This is a genomic window from Bordetella tumbae, assembly GCF_054780995.1.
Genome location: NZ_BAAGVG010000009.1, coordinates 141280 through 156858, shown reverse-complemented (window position 1 = coordinate 156858; position 15579 = coordinate 141280). Strand labels below are relative to the sequence as shown.

Annotated in this window: 12 protein-coding genes; 5 read left to right on the top strand and 7 right to left on the bottom strand. The window is 60.6% G+C overall.

What is annotated here, in order from left to right; translation table 11 throughout:
* Positions 1-89 precede the first annotated feature (89 nt).
* The 4 genes from ACYVI2_RS07200 (at position 90) to ACYVI2_RS07185 (ending at position 3829) form a co-directional block, all read left to right on the top strand.
* Positions 90-1292 (top strand): DUF2863 family protein, encoded by a 1203-nt coding sequence (locus tag ACYVI2_RS07200; protein ID WP_415822001.1) that lies wholly within the window; start codon positions 90-92, stop codon positions 1290-1292.
* An 11-nt stretch (positions 1293-1303) separates the two neighbouring features.
* Positions 1304-2500, top strand: a complete 1197-nt coding sequence (earP, locus tag ACYVI2_RS07195) for an elongation factor P maturation arginine rhamnosyltransferase EarP (RefSeq protein WP_415822002.1) — start codon at positions 1304-1306, stop codon at positions 2498-2500.
* A 152-nt stretch (positions 2501-2652) separates the two neighbouring features.
* Positions 2653-3210, top strand: coding sequence for an elongation factor P (gene efp, locus ACYVI2_RS07190; protein WP_415807500.1), 558 nt, complete (start codon positions 2653-2655; stop codon positions 3208-3210).
* Positions 3211-3298: 88 nt separating this feature from the next.
* On the top strand, positions 3299-3829 hold the full coding sequence (locus tag ACYVI2_RS07185) for a DUF1178 family protein (RefSeq protein ID WP_415822003.1): 531 nt from the start codon (positions 3299-3301) through the stop codon (positions 3827-3829).
* On the opposite strand, the gene ACYVI2_RS07180 is transcribed toward ACYVI2_RS07185, so the two are convergent.
* The 7 genes from ACYVI2_RS07180 to ACYVI2_RS07150 form a co-directional block, all read right to left on the bottom strand.
* Positions 3786-5510 (bottom strand): ABC transporter ATP-binding protein, encoded by a 1725-nt coding sequence (locus ACYVI2_RS07180; RefSeq protein ID WP_415822004.1) that lies wholly within the window; start codon positions 5508-5510, stop codon positions 3786-3788. The genes ACYVI2_RS07185 and ACYVI2_RS07180 overlap by 44 nt on opposite strands.
* Positions 5507-6988, bottom strand: a complete 1482-nt coding sequence (locus ACYVI2_RS07175) for an ABC transporter permease (protein WP_415822005.1) — start codon at positions 6986-6988, stop codon at positions 5507-5509. The genes ACYVI2_RS07180 and ACYVI2_RS07175 overlap by 4 nt, the downstream gene beginning before the upstream one ends.
* A 5-nt stretch (positions 6989-6993) precedes the next feature.
* Positions 6994-7971, bottom strand: coding sequence for an ABC transporter permease (locus tag ACYVI2_RS07170; RefSeq protein ID WP_415822006.1), 978 nt, complete (start codon positions 7969-7971; stop codon positions 6994-6996).
* A complete protein-coding gene (locus ACYVI2_RS07165) occupies positions 7968-10226 on the bottom strand; it encodes an ABC transporter substrate-binding protein (RefSeq protein ID WP_415822008.1) in 2259 nt (752 codons plus the stop codon). The genes ACYVI2_RS07170 and ACYVI2_RS07165 overlap by 4 nt, the downstream gene beginning before the upstream one ends.
* 61 nt (positions 10227-10287) lie before the next feature.
* The gene (locus ACYVI2_RS07160) at positions 10288-11004 is read right to left on the bottom strand and encodes a thermonuclease family protein (protein ID WP_415822017.1); all 717 of its coding nucleotides are present in this window, start codon (positions 11002-11004) and stop codon (positions 10288-10290) included.
* A gap of 158 nt (positions 11005-11162) precedes the next feature.
* A complete protein-coding gene (locus ACYVI2_RS07155; RefSeq protein WP_415822009.1) occupies positions 11163-12167 on the bottom strand; it encodes a magnesium and cobalt transport protein CorA in 1005 nt (334 codons plus the stop codon).
* 73 nt (positions 12168-12240) lie between these two features.
* Positions 12241-14319 carry an ATP-dependent helicase gene (locus ACYVI2_RS07150; RefSeq protein WP_415822010.1) on the bottom strand — a complete coding sequence of 693 codons (2079 nt, stop codon included), beginning with the start codon at positions 14317-14319 and terminating at the stop codon, positions 12241-12243.
* Between the two features lie 87 nt (positions 14320-14406).
* Between ACYVI2_RS07150 and ACYVI2_RS07145 the strand changes: the two genes are divergently transcribed.
* Positions 14407-15300, top strand: a complete 894-nt coding sequence (locus tag ACYVI2_RS07145) for a DUF72 domain-containing protein (protein WP_415822012.1) — start codon at positions 14407-14409, stop codon at positions 15298-15300.
* Positions 15301-15579: the final 279 nt, after the last annotated feature.

The following is a 15579-nucleotide window of genomic DNA, read 5'->3' as shown; positions in this document are numbered from 1 at the left end:
GATATTTCCAGCACGCATCGGCCTGAGCCGACATAGCGGACCGGCGTTAAACTAGGGGGTTCCAATCTCTTTGAGAGCCCTCATCACACATGGCCCGAGTCCGCAGTTCCGCTTCCCCCCGCCTGAATCGTGACGCCTCGCGTTTGGCCTCGTTCGCTCTGTCATTGAGCCGCTCTGGCAGCCGCGTGGAGGATCTTTACTGGGAAAATCTGCTGTCCGAGTCGATTTCCAAGCTGCTGCGCAACAACCAGGATGCCACGCTGGAGTCTGCGCTGGATCACCTGTCGCAACGCGATGTCGGCGCCTATGAAGTCCTGATCGAACAGGCAGAAACCCTGTCCGAATCCATGCAGATCGACAAAGACGGCCAGCGTTATGACGTCTTGTTGATCGTCATTCCTATCGCCGCCTGGACACGCTACGCCATCCCGACCGGGGCCATTCCCGCTACGGCCCAGCAAACGCTGTTGGCGCAGCTGCATGGCCATATCCTGGCCGATGGAACCCGTGCTGTGCTGATGCCGAATCTGGTCAGTATCGACCAGATGCCCCGCACCTTTTCGGAAACGTGGCAATGGATGCAGCGCCTGGGCAATCAGGCGTTGGATAATGATACGTCCAAGCCCGCCCTGAATGCGGAGACCGAGCCCACCAATATGCTGGCTGACACCAGATATGTGGTCGGGGCGGTAGCGGTCCCCGAACGCGCACCGATCTTTCGCTGGCAGGAGCATGCTGGCGATGACGCCTACAACCGCGAAGCCTGCCTGGCGAATTGGTTGGCACAGGCGCAACCCACCTTGGCGACCTTGATGCCGGGCTGCGGCATCGAATGCCTGTTGCCGGATGCCTATTACATCAGCAACCGCGAGGCCGATCGCCGCGTGCGGCCGCTGTCGCTGCGCGCTGCCATCAACTGGCTCGAAGGCGCCGTAAATCTCAGCGCCTCGGATTTGCGGGCGGTGATCGCGGGCTGTGGCGAGGGCCATATCGATGAATACCGCATCGGATTTACGCTGCGTAACAGCAACGATGTGTACTACGGGTGTGTCTGGCCTATCTATGGCCGTGAGGATGACCCGCAGGAGGACGAAAATCAGCCCGCTCTGATCGACGAGATCGCCGCCCTGCTCAAGGAATACGGCGTGCACGAGGTGCGCCATATTCCGGGCGCCCATCCGGCGGAGTATTGCGAAGACTGCGGTGCGCCGACGTTCCCCAATCCGCTGGGCGAATTCGTACACGCCGAGCTGCCCGAGGACGCCGACACCACTCCCGCCAAATTCCACTGAGCAGGCCAGCCATGCGGGCCGATATTTTCTGCCGAGTCGTCGATAACTACGGCGACATCGGGGTCTGCTGGCGGCTGGCGCGACGGATGGCGTGCGGACACAGCTGGTCGATACGGCTGTGGGTTGACGATTTGCGGGCCTTTTCCCGCATCCAGCCCGGCGTCATGACCGACGCTGTGCGGCAGACATTCAACGGCATTGAGGTGGTGCATTGGACGCCCGAGCCCCCTGCCCTGGACCCAGGCGATGTGGTCATCGAGGCTTTTGCCTGCGACCCGCCCGCTGCATTCGTACGAGCCATGCAGCAACAACTGCATAGCGGCCAGGCGCAGCCGCCGATATGGATCAACCTGGAATATCTCAGTGCAGAGCCCTGGGTCGAGAGCTGCCACGGGCTGCCATCGCAACGCCCCGACGGTTTGACCAAGTATTTCTTTTTCCCCGGTTTCACCCCAGCCACGGGCGGACTGCTGCACGAGCCCGGGCTGAGCACCGAACGCGAGGCGTTTCAGGCCTCTCGTGATGAGCAAGAACGTTTTCTGCGCGACCTGGGCTTGGGCGAGGCAGTGTTGGGACACTGGCGCGCCGGGGCCCGCGTGGTCTCGCTATTCTGCTACCCCCAAGCACCGCTCGCTGCGCTGGTGAAGGCGCTGATCGACGATGCCCGCCCCACCGTGTTGATCGTTCCAGAAGGTGTGGCACCGAGCCTCGAGCAGATGGTGGCGGTTGGTGAGCATGTACGAGTCGCCCGGGTTCCCTTCGTCCCACAGCCGGATTTTGATCGCCTGCTGTGGTGTGCGGACCTGAATTTTGTCCGCGGCGAGGATTCCTTTGTACGGGCCGCCTGGGCAGCACGCCCGCTGGTGTGGCAAATTTATCCTCAGGACGAGAATGTGCATCTCGAGAAACTCGAGGCCTGGCTGACTCGGTATCCTGCCCCTGCCGAGGCCCACGCGGCCATTCGTGCCTGGAATACGCCTCTGCATAGCGAGGACGCCGCACTGGGCGATTTCGGCGTAGTCCCGCCGACGGCTGACCTGAATCCGAGGGTATCCACGACCGCCGCGGCCCTCAGTGCCGCCCTGCGTTCCCCTGTCTGGACCGACTGGCAAGACGCAGCCCGTGCCTGGGACACGGCACAAGCTGCCCGCCCCGATTTAGGGGACAGCTTGGCTGAATTTTGCGCAAAATTGTCCAAGAAACGCTAGAATAGAGAGTTTTCCGAGTTCCCTCTGCCCGCGCATGTTGCGTCGAGCCAGGCCTCGACTTTGACAGCCTCCCGGGGCACGCAGGGCCAGCCGTATCGGATCCCCTGCGCGCAAGCACGGCGAGTGCGCTATATCACCCGGAGTTTTAATTAATGAAAACCGCTCAGGAATTGCGAGTCGGCAACGTGATCATGGTCGGCAAGGATCCCCTCGTGGTCCAAAAGGCCGAATACAACAAGTCCGGCCGTAACGCCGCCGTCGTCAAGCTGAAATTCAAGAACCTGCTGACCGGCTCGGCCAGCGAATCGGTCTACAAGGCCGACGAAAAATTCGACGTCGTCATGCTCGAGCGCAAGGAGTGCACCTACTCGTACTTCGGCGACCCCATGTATGTCTTCATGGACGAAGAGTACAACCAGTACGAAATCGAAGCCGAAAGCATGGGCGACGCGCTGAACTACCTCGAAGAAGCCATGCCCGTGGAAGTCGTGTTCTACGACGGCCGTGCCATCTCGGTCGAACTGCCCACCATCCTGGTGCGCGAGATCACCTACACCGAGCCCGCCGTCCGTGGCGACACCTCGGGCAAGGTCCTCAAGCCTGCCAAGATCAACACCGGCTACGAACTGAACGTGCCGTTGTTCTGCGCCATCGGCGACAAGATCGAAATCGACACGCGCACCAACGAATACCGTAGCCGCGTCAACTGATCGCCTGGGCGGCCCGCCCGCCCTGTCAGCGGCAGTATTCCGACGGCGCCCGCGGGCGCCGTTTTGCTGTCGCGCTACTATCACTCTCATGGCACTCAAAGTATTCGACCTGCAATGTGATCAAGGCCACCTTTTCGAGGGTTGGTTCAGTTCGCACGAAGACTACGACACGCAACAGGCGCGCGGATTGCTCACGTGCCCAATGTGTGGATCCGCCACGATCACCAAACGGCTATCCGCGCCGAGGCTGAATGTCTCGCACCTGAGAGCGCCTGCAGCGCCGTCCGTGGATCCCGCCAAGGCAGAGTCTGCTGCGCCTGTTCCCGCCGGCGGCGCACCTGTGCCCGCTGGATCGGGGTCCTCACCTGTTGCCAGCGCCGACGCTGCCGCCATGGCTCAGTTGCAAGCAGCCGTGTTGCAGGAAATCCGCAAGGTCATTCGCAATACCGAAAACGTCGGCCCTCGCTTTGCCGAAGAAGCCCGCCGTATTCATGCCGGCGAAGCCGACGATCGTCCGATTCGAGGCACCGCTACGCCAGACGAGCAACGGGCCTTGAGCGAAGACGGCATCGACGTCATGGCGTTGCCCGATTTTCTGGATGATGACCGGCTGCAGTAGTCCCGAAGGCCAGCCTCGGTACTGCCTCGAGTAATCGGCGCGTCGTTTCATGTTGAGGCGCATGCAGCACAGCGTCGGCCGTGCCGTTTTCGACAATGCGCCCGTCATGCATGATGGCAATACGATCAGCCAGGTATTCGACGACGCCGAAGTTATGCGTGATGAACAGATAGGCGATCCCCAACTCTGCCTGAAGCTCGCGCAACAGATCCAGAATCTGCGCCTGCACCGACACATCCAGCGCTGAGGTGGGCTCGTCGCAGATCAATACCTTGGGCTCGACGGCCAAGGCGCGGGCGATGGCGATACGTTGGCGTTGCCCTCCCGAAAACTCGTGCGGATAACGGCTGGCGGTATCCTCCGGCAGGCCCACTCGCTGCAACAGATGCTGTATGCGTTCTCGCCGTGAGGACGGTGACATATCGGGACGCAGTGAAGCGATCCCTTCGTCCAGGATATCTCCCACGCGCATGCGTGGATCGAGCGAGGCAAAGGGATCCTGGAACACGATCTGAATATCCTGCCTCAAGCGGCGCAATTCACGGCGCTCGACGTGCAGCAGATCCCGGCCGTTCAGCAAGGCGCGGCCCTCGATTTTTGCGCCTTCGATCAATCTCAATAGTGCCTTGCCCGTCGTTGTCTTGCCGCAGCCGGACTCGCCCAGCAACGCGAGCGTCTCGCCTGCACGCAGAGTAAAGGTAACGGCGTTGACCGCCTGTACCCACGAATCGATACGGCGCAGCAAACCTTTGCGCACGGGGTAATGCACGAGCAGATCCTGCACGTCGAGGACGATGTCACCTGGCTGGCGAGGTAATGCCGACGTATTGGAGACGTCATTTTCTGTCGTCCCTGCCGACGCCGCCAACGGCCGCCCGCGCTTTTCAAAGGTAGGGATCGCATCAAACAATTGACGCGCATACGGATGTCTTGGCCGCTCAAAGAACACCTCTGCAGGTGCACTTTCGACGATCTCTCCGCCGCGCATCAACGCGACGTGCTTGGCCACATTGCGCACCACAGCCAGATCATGAGTGATCAGCAATATCGCCATACCCATTTCGCGTTGAATATCAGCCAGCAGGTCCAGCACCTGTGCCTGCACCGTCACGTCCAAGGCCGTCGTAGGCTCATCAGCAATCAGCAGCGTCGGCTCGGCCGCAAGCGCAATGGCGATCATGACCCGCTGCTTTTGCCCGCCGGAAAACTGGAATGGGTAATCATCGATCCGGCGTTCAGGCTCGGGAATGCCCACGCGCCGCAGCCAGTCAATGGCCCGCGCACGCGCGGCGGCACCACGCAATGGCGTATGCGCCATCAATGTTTCCAGTATCTGATCACCCACCCGCATCACTGGATTCAGACTGGTGGATGGCTCTTGGAAGATGATACCGATGTGGCCTCCGCGTACCCCGCGCATCTCGCTTTCGGGCAGCTGATTCAGATCCATTCCGTCGAGCGCAATCTGTCCGCCAACAATACGGCCCGCGTCGGGCAACAAACGCAGCAACGCCAATGCCGTCATACTTTTGCCGCAGCCGGATTCGCCGACGAGCGCAAAGGTTTCTCCGCGTTCGATGGCGAGCTGTAAACGCTTGACGGCATGAGTCATGCCGGTCTCGCCGGCAATTGCGACCTCGAGGCCGTCTACGGCCAGCAACGTATCTGCGGCTGCGTTCATTGTGCCGCCCCCTTCTCTGCTTTGGCAGGCGCGCCCAGTTTCTTTTTCAACCATCCTCCCGGACGATAGCGCCGCACACGCGGATCAAAGGCTTCGCGTACGGCATCGGCAAATAGATTGGCGGACAGCACCAATGCCAGCATGAAAATGAAAGCCGTCAATAGATTCCACCACACCATCGGGTCACGCGACATTTCCAGGCGCGCGCCATCGATCATTGAGCCAAACGAGTTCATCCCGGGATCCACCCCTATGCCCAGGTAAGACAAGACGGCTTCATACAGCACCAGACCGGAAAACTCCAGCACGACCGTGATCAACACGATGTGCATGACGTTGGGCAATAGGTGGCGGCGCATGATGCGCCAATGCGACACGCCAAACGCGCGCGCTGCCTGCACGTATTCCAGCTCGCGCAGTTTCAAGGTTTCCGCGCGCAACAAACGGCACAAACCCGACCAGCCTGTCAGTCCCAGAATCATGCACAGCAAAAACAAACGCAGATCTGCACGCGACGCCGATGTATCGAATAAATCGGGATGCGTATCGATATACACCTGCATCATCAACGCGCAAGCGGCGACTAATAACACGCCGGGAATAGACGTCAGTGTCGTGTAGATATACTGAATCGCGTCATCGACTTTGCCTTTGAAATAGCCCGCCGCCAACCCGAAACCAATCGCGGGAGGCAGCATGGCCAAGGTCGTCAAACTGCCGATCACCAATGCTGTACGTATGCTTTTGAGCGCCTGCCACAACACATCGTTGCCCGTGCGGTCCGTACCGAAGACGTGATAGCCACTGGCCAGGCCGACGATCGCCCCCGTGCAGAGGCACAGCACCGCATACGTCGTCCACATCGCACGCCAGGGCAGCTCCGTGCGGCCGCAAGCCACGTCGGCGCAAGCTTGCCGCGCCCCGCCATATGACCGAGACAACGCTCCGGCCAGGAAGAGAGCGCCCAACAGCGCCGCGGCGGCGCCTCCTGCCACCCCCCACGCCAGCCGCCGCAAGACATCGCCCGTCAACTCGGTCTCGGGGTTTTCCAAATGCGCACCGCCACTGCGCAACCGCGGAAAATCACGCAACGGGCGGCCATCGATCAACTCGGTTTCTTTGGTGAACTGACGCGCGGCGAGCGGCTTTGAGTAGGTTTTTTCGGGCCGGGTCAGTACGGTGCCGTGCAGCAGACCATCCAAGGCCGATTGCACAGCGGGCGCGTATATCGGCGGCGCATCGGCGGCGGCCCCTGGCGCAGGCGGCAACTGCGGCCGATAGTGAATGGAATCCAGCAACCCCACAACGACAAACGCCAACAGCACGACCGCCGAACTCATTGCCGGCGCGTCACGCGCCACCTTGGCCCATGTCGCCCGCAGCGTTGGACTGCGGCGCACGCGCCACGCATAAAACAGCACCGCCGCCACCAGCAGAAACAGCGCAATATCCGTCCACAGAAATACGAATTTTGGCATGGCGGTCACTCGAAACGCACGCGGGGATCAGCCAGCGTATAGGAGATATCGGCCAGAATCAGCCCGACGATATACAAAGCGGCCCCCAGAAACACCATGGCCCGCACGATGGAAAAATCCTGCGCATTGATGGCGTCGATGGTGTAGCTGCCCAATCCGGGAATCCCAAAGAACGACTCGGCGATCAGGCTGCCCATGAACAACAAGGGGATAGCCGACACTGTCCCGGTCAAGATCGGCAGCATGGCATTACGCAAGACATGGCGGAACAACACCACGCGCTCGGTCAGTCCTTTGGCGCGTGCCGTGCGCACGTAGTCTTTGCCCACCTCCTCCAGGAACAAGGCGCGATAAAAGCGCGCCTCGGGCCCCAAGCGCGATACCAAGGCAACGAGCACGGGCAATGCCAGGAATTTGATCATATCCAGCCCGCCCGAAAAGCCCGAATACGGTACCAATCGCAGGAGCTTTGCGAACAACCATTGTCCGGCAATGATGTAAAACAGGCTGGATATCGATAGCAATATCACGCACAACACCACGCCCCAAAAATCCAGACGCGTTGCCCGGAAATACACCAGCAGCAACGAAAACACGACGCTGACAAACAAGCCCAGAAAAAACGTCGGAATCGCGAGGGCGAGGCTGGGCCCCATTCGCATGCGGATCTCGCGGCTGATATCGCGTCCCGCATCCGAGGCGCCGAACTCCATCGTCAACAGCGGCACCGAACGCTGATAGAAAACCGTGTCGGTCAGTTGTTGAGTACCTGTGGCTTGCGTATTGAAAAACAGCGGTTTGTCGTAACCGTGCTCGGTCTTCCAGCGGTCGATCGCCTCCTGGCTCACGCGTTGTCCGCCAATGGCCAGACGCGCCATATCGTCTGGCGTATTCACGGCAAAGAACAGCACAAAGGTCAGCAGGTTCACCCCGATCAGGATCAACACCCCGTATAACAGGCGGCGAATCACATAGCCGATCATGATTGGGACTCCTTGGAGGACTGCACCGTAGGCGTGACCGGACGTGACCCGAATGCGGTTTGCCGCTCACGGCGTTTCAAGGCGACATAAGACGGCCAGATAGCCAGCGCCACGACGATCACCAATAGCCACAGCGGCCACCAGCGCGGCGTATTCCACTCGTCGATTTTGCTCACGCGTAATGCCGGATCGATTTTGATGTACTGCAGGATGTTGCGCACCATCTGCGTGGGCTTGGCATTGCCGACCCACTGTTGGTAAGCTCCACCCGACATGGGAAAGTAGCCGAACATCCATGGCGCATCGCGTTGCACGATGGCTTGCATGCGATCGATGACGGCGACTTTTTCGGGGCCGTCGTCCAGATATTTCAGCTGTTCAAACAGCTGATCGAATTCGGCATTGGTATAGTTGGCGGCGTTCTCGCCGCCATGCTTTGCCTTGCCGTTCGGGCCGTATAACAAGAACAGAAAATTTTCGGCATCGGGATAGTCCGCCAGCCAACCCCAGAAAAAAATCTGCGCGGCTCCGCGCTGCATCTTGTCCTGAAAACGGCCATAGTCCGTCGACCGGATATCCAGCTGAATGCCGATCTGCGCCATCTGGCGGCGCATCCAGTCAAACATCGGGTTGGATCCGCCGCCGGTCATGGCGTCGTAATATAAGATCAACGGCGCGCCCGTTTGCGCATTGCGGCCATTCGGGTAGCCGGCCTCGGCCAGTAATTGTTTGGCCACCTCGAGCGGTTTGCGTTTCGGCTTGCCGTCGACGATGTCATAGACCTCGCGGTTGATGCCTGCAGGCGGTTCGCGATAACCGAGCACGCCCGGCGGCACAGGCCCGTTGGCCGCCACCGCCTGGTCGTTTTCAAAGACAGCGATGTACTCTTCCCAATTGAACGCAATACTGATGGCCTGGCGCAGCTTGCGGTTTTTTGCTTGTTGCTCCGGGGTATCCCCCTGCCCGACGACAGGATCCAGCCAGTTGAATCCCATGTACCAGATCGAAGTCTCGATGGTCGTCGGCAGTTGAATGCCGTGATCGCGATAGGTCTTGGCCTTGTCTGGCGAGTCACCGGCGGCCACCAGCATGGCCACGCCGATTTCGCCGCGCTCGACCTGCGGGATATCGTAATAGCCCTGCATGAATTTGCCGGTCAGCGGCAACGCCTCTTTTTCGATATTGAAGACGATATGGTCCAGGAACGGCGTGGGCTTGCCGCAATCGGCCAGCAGGCCGCGCGCCTGGTCTGTGGGCTCGCCTTCGCAAGGATACGGTTCGCCGCGAAAATTCGGGTTGCGCGCCAACACATGGCGGCGATTTTGCAGCGACTCCACCAACATGTAGGGCCCTGTGCCCACGGGCCATGTATTCAACGACAAATCGTGCGCGGCCATGCCGGGCTGACTGTAGAAACGATCCGCCTCCCAGGGAATAGGCGCGGTGAATGTCATCGCCAGCCAATACTTGAACTGCGGATATTTGCCCTTGATACGAATGCGCAGGGTGTGCTCGTCCACCGCCTGCACACCTTCGAATCCGTCATCCTCACGCAGATCCAACCACGGCAGATCGCGCTGACCTGCAGGCAAACCCTTGCGCAACTCTGCATCGCGCTGTTGCAGGCGCTTGCCATAGTCTTGCATGCCAATGATGTGATCGGCCATCAAGGAATAAATCGGCGAAGCCACCCGTGGACTAGCCAAGCGCCTGAACCCATACACATAGTCGTTGGCGGTTAGCTCGCGGGTACCGGTTTGGGGGAAATCCGTCAGATAGAACTTGTCATCCAACTCGCCCTGTCGCAACGGAAAATAGCTATCTCGGCCATCAGTCTCCCGGGCGAATGCCGGGTGCGGCTGAAACAGAATGCCGTGCCGAATCGGGATGTCGTAAACGCTTTCGGCAATCTGTTCGCCCGGCGCATCCGCGGGCAGAACGTTCCCTTGCGCATCCAGATAGCGCGGCGGCGTAATCTCTGCCGCTGCGCGCGGGATCAGTTCGTACGGTCGCTTCAGATACTGATATCCATAGAGCGGCTCGTAGATGTTGTACGTGAACGGGGTTTCGTCGTTGGAGTATGAGCGGGCGGGGTCCAGATATTTGGGCGACTGCCTGACGAACGCCGTATATAGGGTGTTTTTGGACAACGCGCCGGTGTCATAGGGACTGTTAATGGGGTCTCGCGTACATCCCGTCAGGGTAAGTACCGACACCAGTACGACCATCGACATCCGCTGCAGCCATGCACCCATAAACCGTTTCCGTGTAGTGTCCCGTTCAAGCCTTGGGGCACAGCATAGCAAAGGTGGGGACTCAGGGAGCGTCGCAGCGCTGGTTACGCCAACATTCGTAGCGCCATTTCCAGGGCTCGGTGGGCCCGCCTTGCGCCCAGAGCCCCTGGCCGGCCTGTCGCGCCTGCTGTTGCAGTCCAGGCATGGCGGCATCATTCAGGTAATCGCCCCGGCGTGCGGTATAGGCCCAGGCATAACCCGAGGCGACCATGACGCGGTTGGCCGAATTGCCATCTGGCAACAGCAACGCACACACGTCGCGGTCGAACTGGTCTTGCCGATAGCACTGCGCGGTCAGCGTTTTGCCGCCGACTAATTTGTCCAGATAGCGCTGCGCGGCTTCGGCATAGGGTTGACCGGGCTCCTGCGCGCTGTGGCCAGTCTCGGGGGCATCGATGCTGTCGAGCCGGACACGACGGGATTTGCCGTTGACCGTCAGGGTGACGGTATCGCCGTCGGCGACCTTGCTCACCACGCCCTGCAGGGTATAGCGGCCCGCGGGTACCGCACCCGAGCCCGTCGCTGCCCGGGTGGCAGGTGTGGACGACCGTTGTGCGCTCGCAGATCCGGCGGAGGACTGCGCCTGCTGACCCGACGCTGATTGATTGGCAGGCGCGGTCGCGGGCGGGCTGTCCGGCTCACCCTGGAACCAGTGAACCACCGCAGCCGCGATCGCAATGCCGAGAACGCTGCCCAGTTTGCGGCCGAGGCCACCAAAGGAAAACTGCCTACGCAAGATGGAAATATCCTGAAAAAAATAACGCCATGCAGTTTGCCATATCCGGGCCTCAGCAGTCAGCTCAGGGAGTGTCAAGTTGAGCAGCAGCCCCCTGGGAAAATGATCCTGGAATTCCCATACCGAGCGATTTCCGGCACGGAGGGCCGCCCTATGGCAACCTATAGCCAACCCGCTTTACGGAACCGCCAATACAACACCGCGCACGCGGTGGCGATACCCGACAACGTCACCGGATATCCCCAATGAGACTTGAGCTCGGGCATGAACTCGAAATTCATCCCGTAAATGCCCGCGACGGCCGTCGGCACTGCCAGAATGGCGGCCCAGGCGGCCAAACGACGGGTGATGTCGTTTTGCTGTGTCTGCGCAATCATCAGGCTGGCCTCAAAGGCAAAGGCCAAGGCCTCACGCAATCCGTTGATCAGTTCATCGACACGCAGGACCCGATCCGCCACGACGGCAAAATACGGCCGTGCGTTGACGTCCACGTTCGACATATCCATAGTCGCCAGACGGCGGCAGATTTCCGCCAACGGTGCAATGACCGTATGAATACGCAATAAATCGCGGCGCTGCCGATAGAGTTTGCGAATATCGGAATCCTTGGCGCCACGAATCATCAATTTTTGCTCAGCCCCTTCGACCACGCTCTCGAGCTCGGTCGCGGCGGTGACGTAGCGATCGATCAGCAGATCGAGCAATTCCGAGGCAACATAGTCGCTGCCACGCCGCAACAGATCAGGCGCGGACTCCAGACGCTCACGCAGCCCGCTATGCGTTGCGAGCGCGCCGCGCCGCACGGTGACCAAAAATCCGCGCCCGATGACGATCTGGGTCTCACCAAAACTCGGGCGGCCGTGCTCGACCTCGACGGTGATGGCCACGATCAGAACGCAATGGCCAAAATCGATGATCTTGGGCCGACGGTGCATCTCCAGCATTTCGTCGCGGGTCTTGGGGCGGATACCTAGATCATCCGCGACCTGACGCAACAGTTCGGCGTCGGGATTGCGCAATCCGATCCACAGCAGGTTTTCCGGTTGGCAGGTGTAGGACTTGATCTCGTCCAGGGGCACGTCATGAGAACGCTCCCCCTGTACATACGCCACCGATGCCACCACTCCGCTTTGTGGCGATGAGGGAGTGGGTTCTTTGTGCGACACGCAAACCTCCGCTGTAGCAAGCCCAGATGTACGGGGACACAAAGTGCCCGCCGGGCAATCAACGCATGATAGCTCAGCTGAACAGCTTGCGAACCCGCTGCGCAATGTCGATGCGCGGCGCGGAATCGACCGGGCGCACCCCTCGTCCGAACGGCAGGTCCTCTAGCGAGGGGGGCTTTGGCAGCGATTCGAACAAGGGCAATAGCGATTCGGGAATGAAACGGGTGCGAGACCCGTACACATGCCGATCACCCAAGCCGGTTTGCTGATGCACGTAGAACCGCTGCGGCACGATCAATTGCAATTGCTCTTTTGCCCGCGTCATCGCCACATAGAGCAAGCGCCGTTCTTCCTCGATCTCGTCGCTGGTGCCGGTGCTCATGTCAGACGGGATGCATCCGTCCACCACGTTCAGCACGAATACCGATTTCCATTCCTGCCCCTTGGCCGAATGGATGGTGGACAGGATCATGTAGTCCTCGTCGCGCAACGGCGGGCCGGACTCGGCGCTGGTCGCATCGGGCGGGTCCAGCGTCAACTCGGTCAGAAAGCGCTCGCGGCTGCCATAGCCGGCGCCGATGCGCGACAACTGATCCAAGTCTGCCTTGCGCACGCGCGCATCGTCATACAAGCGTTCCAGTTGCGGCGCATACCAGCGCAATGCAACGTCCAGATCCATCGGCCAGCGCTGACCGGGCGCCCGTAATGCGGCGTAGGCATCCACAAAGGCCTGCCAATCCGCTTTCGCTGCGGCACCGGGCTTGAAATCCTTGAGTACAGCCATAGGATCGGCGGCATCGGCTAAAGCATCCATCAATCGGCCCGCGATCGCCGGCCCGATGCCAGGCAGCAATTGCGCGACCCGAAACCCGGACAAGCGGCTGCGGGGGTTTTCCGCCCAACGCAGCAACGACAGCACGTCCTTGATGTGGGCGGCCTCGAGAAAACGCAGCCCGCCGAATTTCACGAACGGGATATTGCGGCGCGTGAGTTCGAGCTCGAGTGCCGCGCTGTGATTCGAGGCGCGAAACAGGGCAGCCTGCGATTTGAGCGTGGCGCCGGCCTCGCGATGCGCCAGGACCTGGTCGGCAACCCAACGCGCCTGGCCGGCCTCGTCGCTCACCGTGACCAGCGCGGGGCGACTGGTGGACTCGCGATCCGTCCAGAGGTTTTTCGTAAAGCGTTCGCTGGCCAGGTCGATCACGGCATTGGACGCATCCAGAATCGTCTGCGTCGAGCGATAGTTGCGATCCAATGTGATGACATGCGCAGGCTGCGCGAATTGCGAGGGGAAATCCAGGATATTGCGTACAGTCGCCGCGCGGAAAGAATAGATCGACTGCGCATCGTCACCGACGACGGTCAGCCCCCGGCCATCCGGTTTCATCGCCAGCAAAATAGCGGATTGCAGACGATTGGTGTCCTGGTATTCATCGACCAGCACATGATCGAATCTCGCACCGACATCCTGGGCCAGGACGCTGTCTTGCATCAGCTCGGACCAGTACAGCAGCAGGTCGTCGTAATCGAGCACCTGTTGATCTTGTTTAGCCTGCACATAGGCGGCAAATAGACGTTTTAGCTGATCCTCCCATTGGGCACACCACGGGAAGGCTTGCTTCAGCACCTCGGCGACAGGGGCCTGGCTGTTGATGACACGCGAATAAATGGCCAGGCAAGTGCCCTTGAGCGGGAAACGCTCGGCGGTGGCCGATAAACCAAGCTCATGGCGCACCATGCCCATCAAGTCCTCGGCATCACCCCGATCATGAATCGTGAAGTTTTCCGACAGGCCGATGCGACCGGCGCAGTCGCGCAGCAAGCGCGCACCGATGCTGTGAAACGTGCCAGCCCAGGGCAGCGAGGGAGCCTGCTGCGTGTGATGCAGTTTCATCACCCGCTGCAAGACCTGGCCCACACGACGTTCCATTTCCATCGCCGCGCGACGCGAAAAGGTCAGCAACAGCATGCGCTGGGGATCGGCGCCGTTGACGATCAAATGGGCAACGCGATGCGCCAGGGTGCTGGTTTTGCCCGAGCCGGCCCCGGCAATCACCAATAAAGCGGGCGCGTCCGGCCGCCCCACGCCGAATTCCGCGGCCTCGCGCTGGGCGGGATTGAGGTCGGAGAGGTAATCGGTGTCAGCAGCCATGAGGGAAAAAATAACTGTATATTCATACAGATGATAACGGATCTTTCCCGTTACTGCCCACTGCGACACGACCACCCGCGCCTCACCATGCCTATTCTCACTGGCACCGCATCCTGGACCGACCCGACGCTATTGGCGTGCGGCCGCTTTTATCCGCCGGACGTGCGCACGCCCGAAGCGCGTCTGCGCTATTACGCCAGTCAGTTCCCGCTGGTCGAGGTCGACGCCACGTACTATCGCGTGCCCGATGGCCGGACTGCGCATGCGTGGGCTACACGCACGCCCGACGACTTTGTCTTTCATGCCAAGGCTTTTCGCCTGTTCACAGGACACCCCGCCCCCGTGCGGGACCTGCCGGCCGACATTCAACGCGAACTCGACGCCCCGGCCACGGTGTTCTATCACCAACTGCCTGCGGAGCTGCAGCGCGAGCTCTGGCAACGTTTTCTGGTCGGCCTGGAACCGCTGCGGATGGCGGGCAAGCTGCGCGCTATCCATTTTCAATTTGCGCCCTGGGTACAGAGGAATCCTCGCGGGGTCGCACTGTTACGCGAATGCGAACGGCACATGCAGGAACACCTGATGGCAGTGGAATTCCGCCATCGCAGTTGGTTTGAAAATAGCTCGGCGAGCGCGTGGACGCTGGATTTGCTGCGCGATGCGGGGATGGCGCACACAGTCGTTGATGCGCCGCAGGGGTTCGACAACACGGTCCCTGCCGTGTGGGCCAGCACGCATCCCGAGCTGGCGGTGTTGCGTTTGCATGGGCGCAATGCGGCTGCTTGGGACAATAGCAGCGGTGCCTCATCAGGCCGTTTTCAATACGAATATTCGCCAGAGGAACTCGCTGATCTGGCGCAACGGCTGAAGCGTTTGGCAGAGCAGGTGCGCAGCGCTCATGCAGTGCTGAATACCAACTATCAGGATCAGGGGATGCGTAATGCGGCGGGATTGGCTGCAGCATTGCGTATTCATCAGTGATGTTGCATGGGTCTTTGGTTCGTCCTGAATAGCGAGGTTTTGTACCGGGGCAGGACGGGGGTATGAGTTCTGTTGGACGTCGAGGCGGGGCAGTGACCGTGTTGGCGCTTCACGTGGCCGGTCGGCCGCCTGCGCGTCCGACACCGCTTCGTTCGTCTCGTCCGGCCCCTTCGGGCCTCCCTACGACCTCCACTCGCTCAGCCACGAGGCGCGCCAACACGGTCACTGCCCCGCCTCGACTCGCAGAATCTCTGATTCCCTCGTCGCTGGCACGGGTGG

Excerpts from the sequence above, each read along its gene's own strand:
- ACYVI2_RS07200 (WP_415822001.1), top strand. The coding sequence starts at position 90 with ATGGCCCGAGTCCGCAGTTCCGCTTCCCCCCGCCTGAATCGTGACGCC.
- earP (WP_415822002.1), top strand. The coding sequence starts at position 1,304 with ATGCGGGCCGATATTTTCTGCCGAGTCGTCGATAACTACGGCGACATC.
- efp (WP_415807500.1), top strand. The coding sequence starts at position 2,653 with ATGAAAACCGCTCAGGAATTGCGAGTCGGCAACGTGATCATGGTCGGC.
- ACYVI2_RS07185 (WP_415822003.1), top strand. The coding sequence starts at position 3,299 with ATGGCACTCAAAGTATTCGACCTGCAATGTGATCAAGGCCACCTTTTC.
- ACYVI2_RS07180 (WP_415822004.1), bottom strand. The coding sequence starts at position 5,510 with ATGAACGCAGCCGCAGATACGTTGCTGGCCGTAGACGGCCTCGAGGTC.
- ACYVI2_RS07175 (WP_415822005.1), bottom strand. The coding sequence starts at position 6,988 with ATGCCAAAATTCGTATTTCTGTGGACGGATATTGCGCTGTTTCTGCTG.
- ACYVI2_RS07170 (WP_415822006.1), bottom strand. The coding sequence starts at position 7,971 with ATGATCGGCTATGTGATTCGCCGCCTGTTATACGGGGTGTTGATCCTG.
- ACYVI2_RS07165 (WP_415822008.1), bottom strand. The coding sequence starts at position 10,226 with ATGGGTGCATGGCTGCAGCGGATGTCGATGGTCGTACTGGTGTCGGTA.
- ACYVI2_RS07150 (WP_415822010.1), bottom strand. The coding sequence starts at position 14,319 with ATGGCTGCTGACACCGATTACCTCTCCGACCTCAATCCCGCCCAGCGC.
- ACYVI2_RS07145 (WP_415822012.1), top strand. The coding sequence starts at position 14,407 with ATGCCTATTCTCACTGGCACCGCATCCTGGACCGACCCGACGCTATTG.